The 15,339-nt window shown below is 52.3% G+C and carries 16 protein-coding genes, 1 pseudogene and 1 other annotated feature; of the genes and pseudogenes, 11 read left to right on the top strand and 6 right to left on the bottom strand.

Annotated elements, in window-relative coordinates; all coding sequences use genetic code 11:
• Positions 1–281 precede the first annotated feature (281 nt).
• On the top strand, positions 282–476 hold the full coding sequence (locus AB1E22_RS17120) for a helix-turn-helix transcriptional regulator (protein ID WP_437178391.1): 195 nt from the start codon (positions 282–284) through the stop codon (positions 474–476).
• Here the strand turns inward: AB1E22_RS17120 and AB1E22_RS17115 are convergent.
• Positions 472–1,311, bottom strand: a pseudogene (locus tag AB1E22_RS17115) (tyrosine-type recombinase/integrase); the annotation flags it as partial. The gene AB1E22_RS17120 and the pseudogene AB1E22_RS17115 sit on opposite strands and share 5 nt — an antisense overlap.
• Positions 1,312–1,491: 180 nt before the next feature.
• On the opposite strand from AB1E22_RS17115, the gene sbcB reads away from it, so the two are divergent.
• Positions 1,492–2,919 carry an exodeoxyribonuclease I gene (gene sbcB / locus AB1E22_RS17110; RefSeq protein ID WP_367596430.1) on the top strand — a complete coding sequence of 476 codons (1,428 nt, stop codon included), beginning with the start codon at positions 1,492–1,494 and terminating at the stop codon, positions 2,917–2,919.
• A gap of 44 nt (positions 2,920–2,963) precedes the next feature.
• On the opposite strand, the gene AB1E22_RS17105 is transcribed toward sbcB, so the two are convergent.
• The 5 genes from AB1E22_RS17105 to AB1E22_RS17085 all read right to left on the bottom strand — a co-directional run bounded on the left by AB1E22_RS17105 (position 2,964) and on the right by AB1E22_RS17085 (position 7,750).
• On the bottom strand, positions 2,964–4,328 hold the full coding sequence (locus AB1E22_RS17105) for an APC family permease (RefSeq protein ID WP_367596429.1): 1,365 nt from the start codon (positions 4,326–4,328) through the stop codon (positions 2,964–2,966).
• Positions 4,318–4,380, bottom strand: a complete 63-nt coding sequence (yoeI, locus tag AB1E22_RS17100; protein ID WP_367597394.1) for a membrane protein YoeI — start codon at positions 4,378–4,380, stop codon at positions 4,318–4,320. Before yoeI ends, AB1E22_RS17105 begins: the two co-directional genes overlap by 11 nt.
• Before the next feature lie 154 nt (positions 4,381–4,534).
• Entirely contained in the window at positions 4,535–5,833 is a 1,299-nt protein-coding gene (gene gabT, locus AB1E22_RS17095; RefSeq protein WP_367596428.1) for a 4-aminobutyrate--2-oxoglutarate transaminase, read from the bottom strand.
• Positions 5,834–5,958: 125 nt separating this feature from the next.
• A complete protein-coding gene (locus tag AB1E22_RS17090) occupies positions 5,959–6,885 on the bottom strand; it encodes a LysR substrate-binding domain-containing protein (RefSeq protein ID WP_367596427.1) in 927 nt (308 codons plus the stop codon).
• Between the two features lie 37 nt (positions 6,886–6,922).
• Positions 6,923–7,750: an SDR family oxidoreductase gene (locus tag AB1E22_RS17085; RefSeq protein ID WP_367596426.1), complete on the bottom strand. Its 828-nt coding sequence runs from the start codon at positions 7,748–7,750 to the stop codon at positions 6,923–6,925.
• A 303-nt stretch (positions 7,751–8,053) separates the two neighbouring features.
• On the opposite strand from AB1E22_RS17085, the gene hisL reads away from it, so the two are divergent.
• The 9 genes from hisL (at position 8,054) to hisIE (ending at position 15,289) form a co-directional block, all read left to right on the top strand.
• Positions 8,054–8,104: a his operon leader peptide gene (gene hisL / locus AB1E22_RS17080; protein WP_367597393.1), complete on the top strand. Its 51-nt coding sequence runs from the start codon at positions 8,054–8,056 to the stop codon at positions 8,102–8,104.
• Positions 8,080–8,202 (top strand) — a sequence feature (His leader region). (Overlaps the previous gene by 25 nt.)
• A 36-nt stretch (positions 8,203–8,238) precedes the next feature.
• Complete coding sequence (gene hisG / locus AB1E22_RS17075; RefSeq protein ID WP_367596424.1) at positions 8,239–9,138, top strand: ATP phosphoribosyltransferase; 900 nt, start codon at positions 8,239–8,241, stop codon at positions 9,136–9,138.
• A gap of 4 nt (positions 9,139–9,142) precedes the next feature.
• Positions 9,143–10,450, top strand: a complete 1,308-nt coding sequence (gene hisD / locus AB1E22_RS17070) for a histidinol dehydrogenase (RefSeq protein WP_367596423.1) — start codon at positions 9,143–9,145, stop codon at positions 10,448–10,450.
• Positions 10,447–11,529, top strand: a complete 1,083-nt coding sequence (gene hisC / locus AB1E22_RS17065; protein ID WP_367596422.1) for a histidinol-phosphate transaminase — start codon at positions 10,447–10,449, stop codon at positions 11,527–11,529. Before hisD ends, hisC begins: the two co-directional genes overlap by 4 nt.
• Positions 11,526–12,593 (top strand): bifunctional histidinol-phosphatase/imidazoleglycerol-phosphate dehydratase HisB, encoded by a 1,068-nt coding sequence (gene hisB / locus AB1E22_RS17060; RefSeq protein ID WP_367596421.1) that lies wholly within the window; start codon positions 11,526–11,528, stop codon positions 12,591–12,593. The genes hisC and hisB overlap by 4 nt, the downstream gene beginning before the upstream one ends.
• Entirely contained in the window at positions 12,593–13,183 is a 591-nt protein-coding gene (gene hisH / locus AB1E22_RS17055; RefSeq protein WP_367596420.1) for an imidazole glycerol phosphate synthase subunit HisH, read from the top strand. Before hisB ends, hisH begins: the two co-directional genes overlap by 1 nt.
• Positions 13,184–13,188: 5 nt before the next feature.
• Positions 13,189–13,926 (top strand): 1-(5-phosphoribosyl)-5-[(5-phosphoribosylamino)methylideneamino]imidazole-4-carboxamide isomerase, encoded by a 738-nt coding sequence (gene hisA, locus AB1E22_RS17050; protein ID WP_367596419.1) that lies wholly within the window; start codon positions 13,189–13,191, stop codon positions 13,924–13,926.
• Positions 13,908–14,684, top strand: coding sequence for an imidazole glycerol phosphate synthase subunit HisF (hisF, locus tag AB1E22_RS17045; protein WP_367596417.1), 777 nt, complete (start codon positions 13,908–13,910; stop codon positions 14,682–14,684). The genes hisA and hisF overlap by 19 nt, the downstream gene beginning before the upstream one ends.
• Positions 14,678–15,289, top strand: coding sequence for a bifunctional phosphoribosyl-AMP cyclohydrolase/phosphoribosyl-ATP diphosphatase HisIE (hisIE, locus tag AB1E22_RS17040; protein WP_367596416.1), 612 nt, complete (start codon positions 14,678–14,680; stop codon positions 15,287–15,289). Before hisF ends, hisIE begins: the two co-directional genes overlap by 7 nt.
• Positions 15,290–15,339 lie beyond the last annotated feature (50 nt).

Genomic DNA, 15,339 nt, shown 5'->3' with positions numbered 1-15,339 from the left:
CGGTTTTTTTTACGCCTGGAGGAAACCAATTGAAGCGAATTTTACTGATAGCAGTGCTGGCGATAACCGGTTGCACAGACCCAACTGAAGCAACAAACGTATTGGCGAATAGCGGATTCACAAACATCAGAATTGAAGGTTACTCATTCACAGGGTGCAGCGATGATAACGTGTACCGCACTGAGTTTGTCGCAACAGGACAGAGCGGTAAACGGGTGAAAGGCGTCGTCTGCGGTGGGTGGTTTAAGGGTTCAACAATTCGGTTTAACTAAGGAAAAATTATGATTAGCGAAACAAGTCCACTTATTCAAGAAAGCGAAGTGATGAACGTCCTCGGGATTTCTTCACGCCAAACCATCTGGAACTACACGAACCAGCATAACTTCCCGAAGCCGATCAGGACTAGGCCAAAAGCCTATCTCCGGGAAGCGGTTAACGAGTGGATCATTAAAGGCGGAGTCAACCAAGCTTCTTGATATGCCAGAACAGCTTATCAGCATGGACTTCGTAGCCCTTGCTGTGCTCTTTTAGAACAGTCCAAACCTTTTCAGTTAAATCAAACTCTTTCCTTTCCGAAAGTCTCAATTCAGAAACCCTAGCCCCCCAAAGCATCAACATCTCGTGAAGCAGCTTATTTGATGTTGCCGCTCTGCTTCTGTCAATTGCTAACCACACTTGAGCAAGTTCTGTGTATGTCATAACCCGGTTTCCGACCTCAGATCTTGATCCAAAGTCTCTGGGCTGGATACTCATAATTGAGCAATTATCAATAACCTGACGCCTCATGCACCAACTGATTGCAGATCGCAATTGAGTAAGCATCTGCTTTGCGCGTCGGCTATTAGCTCTTTCCTCTTGAGTAAACAGGTCAACCCATTGCTTGACAGTAATAGAGCAAATGGGCCTTCCAGGAAATGAGTCATGCAAATGTTTAATAACTGTTGACTGGTATAGCTGAACCGTATTTGGTCGTAGCGTTGCTTTGACGCAGTTCTCCTCCCAATAGTCCAGACAATCAGCCAGAGTCATTGACTCATTCGCAGACCTTTCAAAGTGTGTGCGCGGGTCTATCCCTTTGTCATAAAGGATTCGCAAATCGGCCGTGATACTGCGAGCCTCTTTTAACTGAATTGCGGGGTATCTGCCAATGCTCAACCTTTGAGCCTTTGCTCCCCATCGGTATCGGTACTGAAACAGAATAACTCCGTTAGGAGATATGCGCACACTGAGCCCTTCAGCATCAGATACTTCTTGCGGGCCGGAATATGGTTTACCATGTATTGAGCGAAGTTTAGTGTCACTGAGAGCCATAATAATTTTTGGTACGCATCAGAAAGTGGATTTGGTACCGTTCTGGTACGCAATATCACATGGACTAAAGTGGACAGTAAACAACATTTAGGAACTTAGATTGACGTATAAAGAGGTTATTTAGTGATATTTCAGTTTAATAACAATACGTTAGATAACACAATTGGACGGAAATAAACATTGAATAATTCAGAACAACAACCTACCTTCCTCTTCCACGATTATGAGACTTTCGGCAAAAGCCCGTCGCTTGACCGCCCTGCGCAATTTGCTGCTATTCGTACCGACGCTCAATTCAATGTTATGGGTGAGCCTGAAGTTTTTTACTGCAAACCTGCGGATGATTACCTCCCTCAGCCCGAAGCGGTGATGATAACCGGCATCACGCCGCAGCAAGCATTGGCGCGCGGTGTCAATGAAGCCGATTTTGCAAAACGCATTCATAGCATTTTTACTCTGCCGAAAACCTGCGTGGTGGGTTACAACAATGTGCGTTTCGATGACGAAGTGACGCGTAATATTTTCTATCGTAACTTCTACGATCCGTATGGCTGGAGCTGGCAGAACGATAACTCACGCTGGGATCTGCTGGATGTGATGCGGGCCTGCTACGCCCTGCGCCCGGAAGGGATTGTCTGGCCTGAAAACGACGATGGCCTGCCAAGTTTCCGCCTCGAGCATTTGACCAAAGCCAACGGGATTGAACACGCCAATGCTCATGACGCTATGTCCGATGTATACGCCACGATTGCCATGGCTCAGTTGGTCAAAACGCGCCAGCCACGCCTGTTTGAGTATCTCTATAGCCACCGCTCTAAGCACAAACTCACCACGCTGATAGATATTCCTCAGATGAAACCGCTGGTGCATGTTTCCGGGATGTTCGGCGCCATGCGCGGGAACACCAGTTGGATTGCCCCTGTGGCATGGCATCCGGATAACCGTAATGCGGTGATTATGGTCGATTTAGCGGGCGACATTTCTCCCCTGCTGGAACTCGATGCCGATGCGCTGCGCGAGAGGTTATATACCCCGAAAGCCGCGTTGGGCGATGCGGCTGCAGTGCCTATTAAACTGGTTCATCTGAACAAATGCCCGGTGCTTGCTGTCGCAAATACGTTACGCCCGGAGGATGCCGATCGCTTAGGCATTGACCGTAAACGCTGCCTCGAAAATCTGAAATTACTTCGAGAAAATCCGGCGGTACGTGAAAAAGCCGTGGCTATTTTTGCCCAAGCAGAGCCTTTTGTGCCCTCCGATAATGTCGATTCACAGCTTTATAACGGTTTTTTTAGCGATGCTGACCGTGCCGCAATGCGGATTGTGCTACAAACCGATCCGCAAAATCTGCCCGCGCTGGATATTACTTTCGTCGATAAACGTATCGAGAAACTGCTGTTTAACTACCGGGCTCGTAACTTCCCAGGCACATTAGATGAAGCTGAACAGCAGCGCTGGTTGCAGCATCGTCGTGAGGTCTTGTCTCAGGAAGCGTTGCAGGCCTACGCGCAAGAACTGGAAGCGTTATATAACCTGCATGAAGGCGATAAAGAAAAGACGGCGCTGCTGAAAGCGTTGTTTGAGTACGCGCAGTTTTTAGTGGGGTGATATAGCAAAAAGGCCGCTTGCGCGGCCTTTTTAGTCTTTAGCTATTACGCTAAATCTTCGTTGAACTGTGGCACCGGGTTACGGAAGCGACGAGTTACAAAGGCCAGATAGGTCAGGCCAATAGCCGCCCAAATCAGCCCCAGAATCATCGAGCTTTCTTCCAGGTTAATCCACAGTGCACCAACCGTCAGCGCGCCACAGATTGGCAGCACCAGATAGTTGATGTGATCTTTAATGGACTTGTTGCGCCCTTCGCGAATCCAGAACTGGGAAATCACTGACAGGTTTACAAAGGTAAACGCAACCAGAGCACCGAAGTTGATCAGCGCAGTAGCTGTCACCAGGTCAAATTTCACCGCGAACAGGGCAATGATACCCACCAGCACAACGTTCAGTGCCGGGGTGCGCCATTTCGGATGGATGTAACCGAAGAAACGCTCCGGGAATACGCCATCACGACCCATCACGTACATCAGGCGAGAAACGCCCGCATGTGCCGCCATGCCAGAAGCCAGAACGGTTACGCAGGAGAAAATCAGGATGCCGAACTGGAAGGCTTTGCCCGCCACGTAAAGCATGATTTCTGGCTGCGATGCATCCGGATCTTTAAAGCGTGAGATGTCCGGGAAGTACAGTTGCAGGAAGTACGACACCACAACGAAGATCGCGCCGCCAATCAGGGCAGTCAGGAAAATCGCTTTTGGAATCACGCGGCCTGCATCTTTAGTTTCTTCAGACAGCGAGCTAATGCCGTCAAACCCGAGGAACGAGAAGCACAGAATCGTTGCCCCAGTGATCATCGGCACGACGTTCGCATGTTCTGACCAGAACGGTTTAGTGCTGGTCAACGTGCCCGCGCCTTCGCCGTTTGCCACACCGTAAATAACCAGACCGGTGATAACCACCATGACGGCCATTTGCAGCACAACAATCAGGCTGTTGAAGTTAGCCACGGTTTTGATGCCGCGCAGGTTGGAGATGGTCATAAAGCCAACCAGCAGCACCACGAAAATCCACGACGGGATAGACGGCACCAGGGCTTCAAAATAGATTTTTGCCAGCAGGATGTTGATCATCGGCATAAACAGATAATCAAGCAAAGAGGACCAGCCCACCATAAAACCAACCACAGGGTGGATTGATTTTTGAGCATAGGTATAGGCGGAACCCGCTGATGGGAAGCGGCGTACCAGCTTTCCATAACTTAACGCGGTGAACAAAATTGCCACAAGGGCAAACGCGTAAGCCGTCGCGACATGTCCGTCGGTAAGGCCAGATACAATGCCAAATGTATCGAACAACGTCATAGGCTGCATATAAGCCAGACCCATCATGACAACTGGAAGCAGCGTCAGGGTTTTACGAAGTTCAACACGTGAAGATGTACCTGCAGTGACGTTAAGCGACATGGTCATTCCCCCAAACGGCGGATACATGCGCAAAAGCAAAAAATTGCCCCATCTTAATTTCCTCGGCGACACGACTGTCGTTTTTTAAAAGCTAGTATCTATCCGGTACGAAGCCCGGCCTCTTGGATTTTTTGGCGGATGCCTGTTTGACTACTTGAACTCAATGCAAAAAAATAACCGACGCGTTTAACGTCGGTTTTTTGTTCTCATTTAGTGAGGCGCGTATTTTGCACCAATTCGAGGCAGGATGACAAGATGTTGAGGCCTTCATTAACAATTTCTTTTTCGGCCGTTAGCGGAACAAGAAAACGGATGACGTTTGCACGCACGCCACAGGACAATAATACCAGCCCCTGTTTCCCCGCCTCTTTAACAAGTGCTTGAGTTAATTCTTTATTCGGACGGTGACTATCACGCTCCTCAACCAGTTCCATTGCAATCATTGCTCCGTAACCGCGCACGTCGCCGATGCAGTCAAATCGCTCTGCCATCTCTTGCAAACCGCGGGTGATTTGCTCCCCAATAGCTTGCGCGCGCGCATTGAGATTTTCTTTCTCTATTATCTCGGTTACGGCAAGCGCCGCCGCAATCGCCACGGGTGAACCTGCGTAGGTGCCCCCCAGCCCTCCCGGCATCGCTTTTTCGAACAATGATTTCTTGCCCACCAGCGCCGAAAGAGGGAATCCGCCCGCAAGGCTTTTTGCCATGGTGACGAGATCCGGCTCAACGCCGCTGTGTTCAATCGCAAAGGTTTTACCGGTACGGCAGAAACCACTTTGGATTTCGTCGGCAATCAGCACAATACCGTGTTTATCGCACAGCGCTCGCAACTGCTTCATAAAGGAAGGCGATGCGGCATAAAAGCCCCCCTCCCCCTGCACCGGCTCAATAATAATGGCGGCCACTTCATCGGGTGAAACATCAGCGGCAAAAATCCCCGCAAGCGAGGCCAGTGCTTGTGTGTCACTTACGCCCAGGTAAGCCGCCGGATACGGCGCGTGATAGATCCCCGCCGGGAACGGGCCGTAGCCTTTTTTATAAGGCTGAACTTTACCCGTTAGTGCCATGCCCAGCAGCGTGCGGCCATGGAACGCGCCACGAAACGCGATAATGGCCGAACGCCCAGTCGCAATACGCGCAACTTTAATCGCATTCTCAACCGCTTCTGCACCCGTCGTGAGGAACAGTGTCTGGCAGGGTTCGCTTATCGGCACCAGTTTATTTAGCCGCTCGGCAAGTTCAATATAGTTGCCGTAAGGCGTCACCTGAAAACAAGGATGGGTAAATTTTTCAAGCTGTTGACGCACAGCGTCAATAACTGCGGGGTGATTATGCCCGGTATTAAGCACCGCGATACCTGAAGCAAAATCAATATAGCGTTTGCCTTCCACATCCCAAATTTCGGCATTTTTCGCTTTTTCGATATAGACCGGCAGCGCATTGCCAACACCCTGTGGAACTGCCTGCTCTCGCCGTGACTGCCATTGCTGATTGGTTTGCTTCATACAGACTCCTTGCGCACAAAAGCCTCTACAAAACAATGCAGAGGAGAAAATTTAAACGCGAAGACACTTTAAGAAGAGATATCGATCCACTATTAACCATAGATGTGACAATTCAGCCCCGCCAGTCACCCATTTGTATTATTTTGCGTGGTTCCGTAGACCACGGCGATTTCAGGGCTGGTCACGATTTGCTCGCGCCACCATTCGCTGGCGAGCCCGGCGGTTTGCTCATTCCAGCCAATCCAGACCGGGACAAATGGCACATGGGAAACCACCTGTTTTTCCACCAGCACGCCGCTTTCGATAAACCGCTGGGCCATATAACGCGGAACGTAGCCGCAGCCTATACCGCTGATTTGCAGCTCGAGTTTAGTTTTGAAATCAAAAACGGTAATTGCGTCCTGATCTTCGAGCAAATGCATTGAACGTGAGGGCTCAAGCCGCGAAGTGTCGCCAACTATCACGGCCCGGCTGCGTTTAACTACGCGGCGCGTTAACGGTTCTTCCGCTTCCGCAAGGGGATGATGCGGAGCGACCACAAATACACTTTCGAGCTGGCCCAAAAGCGTAAAGCCAAAGCCGCTAAGCGAGGGGGGATCGCTCATCGCCCCGACGATAATATCGGCTCGCCCTTCGGTGAGGGCCTCCCACGAACCGCCGAGTACACCGTTGATAAATTTCAGGCGCGTCACGCTGTAACTTTTGTAAAAAGCCTCGATAAGGGGCGTGAGGAGCGAAAAAGGAAAGGAATCATCGACGCCAATCACCAGTTCGTTTTCCCAGCCCTGGTGAAGTTTAATGGCCTGCTGTTCAAGTTCGCGTACGGTATGTAGCACTTCGCGACCTTTTTCCAGCAGAAGCTGACCCGTTCGCGTAAAACGCGCCCGGTGGCCGGAGCGATCGAGAATTTGGATGTTGAGATCGTTTTCGAGTTTTTGAACGGTATAACTGAGCGCGGACGGCGTTTTAAAGAGCTTTGTTGCCGCCGCAGCAAAGCTCCCTTCTTTATCGAGGGTATCGAGAATTATCAGCACATCCAGCAGTGGTTTCATACTCGTTCCTGGCAGTCACGAGTAACGCCCCACAGCCTTACTGCATGGGCATTACCAGCGGGTTTGGATATTGATATTCAAACCCAAGTTCGTTGCAGATACGGTTGCCATCCACCAGCTTACCGCGGCCATTTTGCGCTTCAGTGCGAAACACGGGCGCATCAAGATTCATCTGACGCGCCATCAGTGAATAAAATTCGGCACGCGTTGGGTGATCGGGTGCACATAAATTATAGATGTGACCGCCCTTAGGAGCCTGCAACAACAGCGTAATTGCTGAAATAACATCTTCAAGATGTACCAAATTGACGCCGTGCGCACCATTTGCCACATCGGTTTTACCCGCCAGAAAGCGCCCCGGATGGCGTTCAGGGCCGACTAAACCTGCCAGGCGCAAAATATCCACCGAGGTACCCGGTAAATCATGCAGCCAGGATTCAAGCTCTTTAAGCACCCTGCCACTGGCGGTGACCGGCTCAAGCGGCGAGGTTTCCCTTACCGTTCCTTCCTTTTCGCCGTACACCGAAGTAGAGCTGGTAAAAATGATACGCGGGATGTTGTGAGCTAAAGCGCTGTCGACAATTTCCTGCACCGCTTGCAGGTAAAAATCGTCGCCTTCGCCGGTGCGGCGGGCGGGCAGCGTGATGACCAACGCATCAACATCAAGCAGCGCATCGAGATCGTCGCTATCGCAAACCAGTTCAGGGGTGAGTTGCAGTTGATAACTGTCTATCCCGCTCATGCGCGCGGCTTCTACGCCGTCGAGCATGGTTTTACTCCCTGTGACTTGCCAGCCTCGCGCTGATAAAGACATCGCCAGCGGCATTCCCAGCCACCCTAACCCGACAATCGCAACCTTTTTCATAACCTGACTCCTGGATTGCACCTGCATTGCAATATATACCCTAAATAATTCGAGTTTTGGGTAGGCGGCAAGGGAGCAAACTTCCAGGAGCTTACTAAAGTAAGTGACTGGGGTTTGTGAGTGCAGCCAACACCCCCACAACTTGAAGTATGACGGGTATAAGGCTACGCCACGATGGACGAACTGACAATCAGTGCCGCTAAACAGAATATTAATTGCCAGGATAAAAAGCTCTTGCACTGAATGGCGAATCTGGTTTAGGTTAATTGCACACACATGAATAACCATTCATACGAGAATTTTATGACAAGCGTTCAATTTACTAACCACCATCATCACCATCATCCTGACTAGTCTTTCAGGCGATGTGTGCTGGGAGACGAAAAGATCTTCCAGTGGTGCATGAACGAGTCAATAAGCCCCCGGAAGATTTCTTCCGGGGGCTTTTTTTTGGACGTCAGACAAGAATTTATCTGGAGATTACAACAATGTTAGACAACAACCGTTTACGCATAGCTATTCAAAAATCAGGGCGTTTGAGCGATGACTCACGCGAATTACTGGCTCGCTGTGGCATAAAAATCAATCTGCACACTCAGCGCCTGATTGCGCTGGCAGAAAATATGCCGATCGACATTCTGCGCGTTCGTGATGATGATATTCCAGGCCTTGTGATGGACGGAGTTGTCGATCTCGGCATTATCGGCGAGAACGTGCTGGAAGAAGAGTTGCTGAACCGCCGCGCACAGGGCGAAGACCCGCGTTACTTCACGCTGCGTCGTCTGGATTTTGGCGGCTGTCGTTTTTCACTGGCGATTAACGTTGATGACCCATGGGACGGCCCGGCAAGCCTTAACAATAAACGCATTGCGACTTCTTATCCTCACATCCTTAAACGCTACCTTGATAGCAAAGGCGTGCAGTTTAAATCCTGCTTGTTAAACGGTTCGGTTGAAGTGGCTCCACGCGCCGGTCTTGCAGATGCGATTTGCGACCTGGTTTCTACCGGCGCAACGCTTGAAGCTAACGGCCTGCGTGAAGTAGAAGTGATTTACCGCTCTAAAGCCTGCCTGATTCAGCGCGACGGCGAGATGCCGGAAGCCAAGCAGCAGCTTATCGACAAATTAATGACGCGTATTCAGGGTGTGATTCAGGCGCGTGAATCCAAATACATCATGCTGCATGCACCAAGCGAGCGCCTGGATGAAATCGTTGCCCTGCTGCCGGGCGCTGAACGCCCAACTATTCTGCCCCTGGCGGGCGATCAGCAGCGTGTCGCGATGCACATGGTAAGCAGCGAAACGCTGTTCTGGGAAACCATGGAAAAACTGAAAGCGCTGGGTGCCAGTTCGATTCTGGTGTTACCAATTGAGAAGATGATGGAGTAACACCATGGCAAACTTCAATACGTTGATTAACTGGAATGAATGCGATGCAGCGGCGCAAAAAGCGCTGCTGACCCGCCCGGCAATCTCGGCATCGGAAAGCATTACGCGCACCGTCGCTGACATTCTTAATAATGTGAAAACCAACGGCGATACGGCATTACGCGAATACAGTGCCAAATTCGATAAGACCGAAGTGCAACAGCTCAAGGTCAGCGCTGAAGAAATTGCCGCCGCCGTGGCGCGTCTGGGTTCAGAGATAAAGGACGCCATGGCGGTCGCGGTTGCCAATATCGAAAAATTCCACGTTGCCCAGACGCTGGCGACCGTCGATATCGAAACCATGCCGGGCGTGCGCTGCCAGCAGGTGACTCGCCCGGTGGCTTCCGTCGGCTTGTATATTCCTGGCGGTTCAGCCCCACTGTTCTCAACCGTATTGATGCTTGCCACGCCCGCACGAATCGCTGGGTGCAAAAAAGTTGTGCTCTGCTCGCCACCCCCGATTGCAGATGAAATCCTTTATGCCGCGCAACTTTGCGGCGTGCAGGAAGTATTCCAGGTTGGCGGCGCACAGGCCATTGCCGCCCTCGCGCTCGGCACCGAAAGCATCCCAAAAGTGGATAAAATCTTTGGGCCTGGCAACGCTTTTGTAACCGAAGCAAAACGCCAGGTCAGCCAGCGCCTTGATGGCGCGGCAATCGACATGCCCGCAGGGCCTTCAGAAGTTTTAGTGATTGCCGACAGCGGCGCGACGCCTGATTTTATCGCATCTGATTTGTTGTCTCAGGCCGAACACGGCCCGGATTCACAAGTGATTTTGTTAACGCCGGATGATGGCATGGCGCAGGCCGTAGCCGAAGCCGTCGAACGCCAGTTGGCTGCGCTACCGCGTGCCGAAACCGCGCGCAAAGCCTTGGAAAGCAGCCGCCTGATTGTGGCTCGTGACCTTGAGCAGTGCATTGAAATCTCCAACCTGTATGGCCCTGAGCACCTGATTATTCAGACGCGCAACGCCCGTGATTTGGTCGACAGCATTACCAGCGCCGGTTCGGTATTCCTCGGCGACTGGTCGCCGGAATCAGCGGGTGATTATGCCTCGGGTACCAACCACGTTCTGCCGACCTACGGTTATACCTCGACCTGTTCAAGCCTCGGCCTGGCCGATTTCCAGAAACGTATGACGGTTCAGGAACTCTCCCCCCAGGGCTTTGCAAGCCTCGCTAAAACGATTGAAACGCTGGCCGCCGCCGAGCTGCTGGATGCCCACAAAAATGCCGTTACCCTGCGCGTTGCCGCATTGAAGGAGCAAGCATGAGCATTGAAGAGTTAGCCCGCGAAAACGTCCGCGCCCTGACCCCTTATCAGTCGGCTCGCCGTCTGGGTGGCAATGGCGATGTGTGGTTGAACGCCAATGAATACCCGACTGCGGTGGAATATGAACTCACGCAACAGACGCTGAATCGCTATCCGGAATGCCAGCCTAAGCAAGTTATCGAGCGTTACGCTGAATATGCAGGTGTGAAGCCGGAGCAGGTGTTGGTGAGCCGTGGTGCCGATGAAGGTATCGAACTGTTAATTCGCGCATTCTGCGAGCCGGGTAAAGATGCGGTGCTTTACTGCCCGCCGACATACGGCATGTATAGCGTGAGCGCTGAAACCATCGGCGTGGAATGCCGCACCGTTCAGACATTAGAAAACTGGCAGCTTGATTTACCCGCCATCGCGGAAAATCTGGATGGCGTGAAAGTGATTTATGTTTGCAGCCCCAATAACCCAACCGGGCAGTTAATTAATCCGCAGGATTTCCGTGTACTGCTGGAGATGGCACGCGGCAAAGCGCTGGTGGTAGCAGACGAAGCCTATATCGAGTTTTGCCCGCAGGCGACGCTGGCTGGCTGGCTGAATGAATACCCGCACCTTGTCATCCTGCGTACGCTTTCCAAAGCCTTTGCACTGGCCGGATTGCGCTGCGGCTTCACGCTGGCGAATGAAGAGGTCATTAATTTGCTGATGAAAGTGATCGCCCCTTATCCGCTCTCCACACCGGTTGCGGATATTGCAGCCCAGGCGTTAAGCCCCCAGGGTATCAACGCAATGCGTGAGCGCGTGGCAGAGGTGCTGGTGAATCGCCAGTACTTAATTACCGCGCTACAAAGTATTGACTGCGTGGAACAGGTTTTTGACTCCGAAACCAACTATGTATTGGCCCGTATCACTGCCTCCAGCGCCGTGTTTAAATCTTTGTGGGATCAGGGCATTATCTTACGTGACCAAAACAAACAACCATCGTTAAGCGGTTGCCTGCGAATTACCGTCGGCACCCGTACTGAATGCGAGCGCACTATTGCTGCGCTGCGTGAACAACCCGGCCTGACGGCCACGGAGGGCGTGTGAGCCAGAAAATTCTTTTTATCGACCGTGACGGCACTTTAATTTCCGAGCCACCTGCAGATTTCCAGGTGGATCGTATGGATAAACTGGCCTTTGAGCCTGCGGTGATCCCTGCCCTGCTGCAATTGCAAAAGGCGGGTTACAAACTGGTTATGATCACGAATCAGGATGGCCTGGGGACGGACAGCTTCCCGCAGGCAGACTTCGACGGCCCGCATAACCTGATGATGCAAGTTTTCACCTCACAAGGCGTGAATTTCGATGACGTGCTTATTTGCCCGCATTTACCGGCAGATAACTGCGATTGCCGCAAGCCAAAACTGGCGATGGTGAAAGGTTACCTGGAAGATGGCGTGCTGGATAAACCTAACAGCTACGTGATTGGCGACCGCGCGACAGACATCGAACTCGCTGAAAACATGGGCATTAAAGGGCTGCGCTATCACGGTGAAACGCTGAACTGGCCAGCTATCAGCGAACAACTGACTAAACGTGACCGTTACGCTCATGTTGAACGCGCTACCAAAGAGACACAAATCGACGTGCAGGTGTGGCTCGACCGCGAAGGCGGCAGCAAAATTAACACTGGTGTGGGTTTCTTCGACCATATGCTGGACCAGATTGCGACCCACGGCGGCTTCCGCATGGAAATCAGCGTGAAAGGCGATTTGTATATCGACGATCACCACACAGTCGAAGACACCGGCCTTGCGCTCGGTGAAGCGTTGAAAATCGCCCTCGGCGACAAACGCGGCATTACTCGCTTCGGCTTTACGTTGCCGATGGACGAATGCCTGGCGCGCTGTGCGCTGGATATTTCTGGGCGCCCTCACCTCGAATATAAAGCCGAGTACAACTTCCAGCGCGTGGGCGATCTCAGTACTGAAATGGTTGAGCACTTCTTCCGCTCGCTCTCTTACACCATGGGCGTGACGCTGCACCTGAAAACCAAAGGCAAAAACGATCACCACCGTGTCGAAAGCCTGTTTAAAGTCTTTGGCCGCACGCTGCGCCAGGCGATTAAAGTCGAAGGCGACACGCTGCCCTCCTCAAAAGGAGTGCTGTAATGAACGTGGTGATTCTGGATACAGGATGCGCCAACCTGCACTCGGTGAGATCGGCCATCCAGCGCCACGGCTATGAGCCGCAGGTGAGCCGCGACCCGGACGTAGTGCTGCGCGCCGATAAACTTTTTTTGCCAGGAGTAGGCACCGCGCAGGCGGCAATGGATCAGATTCGCGAACGCGATCTTATCGAGCTGATTAAAGCCTGCACCCAGCCGGTATTAGGTATTTGCCTGGGCATGCAGCTTTTGGGCGCGCGCAGCGACGAGAGTAACGGCGTGGAGATGCTCGGGATCATTGAAGAACCGGTGTTGAAAATGGTCGACTACGGTTTGCCTTTGCCGCACATGGGCTGGAACCGCGTTTATCCCAAAGCTGGTGACCGCCTGTTCCGTGGCATCGACGACGGCGACTATTTTTACTTTGTGCACAGTTACGCGATGCCGGTTTGCACCAATACTATCGCGCAGGCCAGCTATGGCGAGGCCTTCACGGCTGCGGTTCAAAAAGATAATTTCTTCGGCGTGCAGTTTCACCCGGAGCGCTCGGGTGCCGCCGGGGCGAAATTACTGAAAAATTTCCTGGAGATGTAAGCCCGATGATTATTCCCGCTCTCGATTTAATTGACGGCACCGTGGTGCGTCTCCATCAAGGGGATTACGGCCAGCAGCGCGATTACGGCAACGATCCATTGCCGCGCTTGCAGGAATATGCAGCGCAAGGCGCGCAGGTTTTGCACCTGGTCGATTTGACCGGCGCAAAAGACCCGGCAAAACGCCAGATCTCACTGCTTAAAACACTGGTTGCGGGCGTCAATGTGCCGGTGCAAGTAGGCGGCGGCGTACGCACTGAAGAAGACGTTGCAGCCCTGCTTGAAGCAGGCGTTGCGCGCGTAGTCATCGGCTCAACGGCGGTGAAATCCCCCGAATTGGTCAAAGGCTGGTTTAACCGTTTTGGCGCGGACGCCCTGGTGCTGGCGCTTGACGTACGCATTGACGAACAAGGCAACAAGCAAGTCGCAGTCAGCGGCTGGCAAGAGAACTCCGGCATAACGCTCGAAGAATTGGTAGAAACTTATCTGCCGGTCGGCCTCAAACATGTGCTGTGCACGGATATTTCCCGTGACGGCACGCTGGCGGGTTCCAACGTCTCTTTGTATGAAGAAGTTTGCGCCCGTTTCCCGCAGGTGGCATTTCAGTCCTCCGGCGGCATTGGCGGCATCAATGATATCGCGGCATTGCGTGGCACCGGCGTGCAAGGGGTGATTGTCGGGCGTGCACTACTGGAAGGGAAATTCAACGTAACGGAGGCGATCTCATGCTGGCAAAACGGATAATTCCATGCCTGGACGTTCGCAACGGGCAAGTGGTGAAGGGTGTGCAGTTCCGCAACCATGAAATCATCGGCGATATCGTGCCGCTGGCTCAGCGCTATGCCGCAGAAGGCGCAGACGAACTGGTGTTTTACGACATCACCGCCTCAAGCGATGGCCGCGTAGTCGACAAAAGCTGGGTGTCACGCGTGGCTGAAGTTATCGATATTCCCTTCTGCGTGGCAGGCGGCATTAAGTCAATTGATGATGCGGCGCAGATCCTCTCCTTTGGCGCGGATAAGATTTCCATCAACTCCCCTGCTCTGGCGGATCCGGAGCTGATTACCCGTCTGGCGGATCGTTTTGGCGTGCAGTGTATTGTTGTCGGCATTGATACCTGGTTTGATAGCGAAACCGGGAAATATCACGTCAATCAATATACCGGCGATGAAAGCCGCACGCGTGTTACAACATGGGAAACGGCAGACTGGGTGCAGGAAGTGCAAAAACGCGGGGCCGGGGAAATCGTACTGAATATGATGAACCAGGATGGCGTGCGCAATGGATATGACCTGGAGCAGCTGAAGAAAGTGCGCGAAGTTTGCCACGTTCCGCTGATTGCCTCTGGCGGCGCGGGAACGATGGAACACTTCCTCGAAGCCTTCCGCGATGCGGATATCGACGGAGCCCTTGCCGCATCGGTATTCCATAAACAAATTATTAATATTGGCGAGCTGAAACTCTATTTAGCTCAGCAAGGCGTGGAGATAAGAGTGTGCTAACACAACAGCAGCAAGACCAACTGGACTGGGAAAAAACCGACGGATTGATGCCTGTTATCGTCCAACACGCAAAATCTGGCGAAGTATTAATGTTGGGCTATATGAATCAGCAGGCGCTTGCGCAGACGATTGAAAGCGGCAAAGTCACGTTCTTCTCGCGTACCAAACAACGTTTGTGGACCAAAGGCGAAACCTCCGGCAATTTCCTGAACGTGGTAAATATTGCGCCAGATTGCGACAACGATACCCTGCTGGTGCTGGCAAACCCGATTGGCCCAACATGCCATTTAGGGACGTCGAGTTGCTTTGGCGAAACGCATCACGACTGGCACTTCTTATATCAGCTTGAGGAGTTGCTGGCATCGAGAAAAAGCGCCGATCCGCAAAGCTCGTATACCGCGAAGTTGTATGCCAGCGGCACCAAGCGCATTGCGCAGAAAGTGGGGGAAGAAGGCGTGGAAACCGCGCTCGCCGCAACGGTGAATGATCGCTTTGAGCTCAAGAACGAGGCGTCGGATTTGGTGTATCACTTGCTGGTTTTGCTGCAGGATCAGGAGTTGGATTTAAGCGCGGTGATTGAGAATTTGCGGGAACGGCATAAATAGGTTTGGTTGTGCATTCAGATGTGAGAAAGGCCGCGATTGCGGCCTTTGTT

The sequence above is a fragment of the Buttiauxella gaviniae genome (genome assembly GCF_040786275.1).
GTDB classification, from domain to species: Bacteria; Pseudomonadota; Gammaproteobacteria; order Enterobacterales; family Enterobacteriaceae; genus Buttiauxella; species Buttiauxella gaviniae_A.
This window is presented reverse-complemented; position numbering and strand designations above follow the sequence as displayed.